The 829-nt window shown below is 42.8% G+C and carries 2 protein-coding genes; both read left to right on the top strand.

The genetic code is table 11. The features are described 5' to 3' along the window. A partial coding sequence (locus ACYVTD_RS14490; RefSeq protein ID WP_461248423.1) for a Holliday junction DNA helicase RuvB C-terminal domain-containing protein occupies positions 1 to 254 on the top strand: 254 nt, incomplete at its 5' end. A gap of 14 nt (positions 255 to 268) precedes the next feature. Next, a partial coding sequence (locus ACYVTD_RS14485; RefSeq protein ID WP_461248422.1) for a histidine phosphatase family protein occupies positions 269 to 829 on the top strand: 561 nt, incomplete at its 3' end.

The raw sequence follows: 829 nt of genomic DNA, 5'->3' as shown, positions 1-829 counted from the left end.
TCGCCGATAATGCTTTGAATAAATTAGAAATCGATAAAATGGGATTTGATAAAATAGATGCCGACATGATGGAAGCAATTATTAAAACATACTCATGCGGTCCCGTCGGTTTAGACACTCTCGCTGCTACGATCGGCGAAGACAGTTCAACAATCGAGGATGTCTACGAGCCGTATCTCCTCCAGCGCGGTTTCCTAAATCGCACACCGCGCGGAAGAATGGCGACAGAAAAGGCGCAAAAATATTTTGGTTAGGAGATTTTAAAAATATGAAAATTCTATTTATCCGCCATGGCGAAACAGATTGGAATGCCCAAAGAAGGCTGCAAGGCCGCTCAAACATTCCTCTAAATGAAAACGGTCGCGCACAAGCGCTAAAGGCGAGCGAGGAACTAAAGGCACACAATATAGATATAGCCTTTGTCTCGCCATTGAAAAGAACGCTAGAAACCGAAGCTATTTTAAAAGGTAGCAGAGCTTGGGAAACGGTAGTCGAACCGCGTATTATAGAACGCAATTACGGAATATACGAAGGTCTCGCATATGAAGAAGCAGATAGCTTAGGGCTAAGAAGAAACACAGACAGCGGCATCTCAATCCCCGATGGAGAAACAAGGGCAGACGTATATACAAGAGTATCGGATTTTATTGATTCTATAAAGAAAAACCATAGAGATAAAACTGTCCTAATCGTCGCACACGGAGGGGTGGCTCGAGCTTTCGTAAAATATTTCAGCAACGGCGTCTTGCCAGATGATATAATGGTCAACACTCCCAATTGTAAAATAATTGAGTATGATGTGCCTAACATTAAGCCTCCAACTCACAAT

The sequence above is a fragment of the Treponema sp. R6D11 genome, from assembly GCF_054786075.1.
Note: the sequence above shows the minus strand (reverse complement) of the source record. Positions and strands in the feature narration are given on the sequence as shown.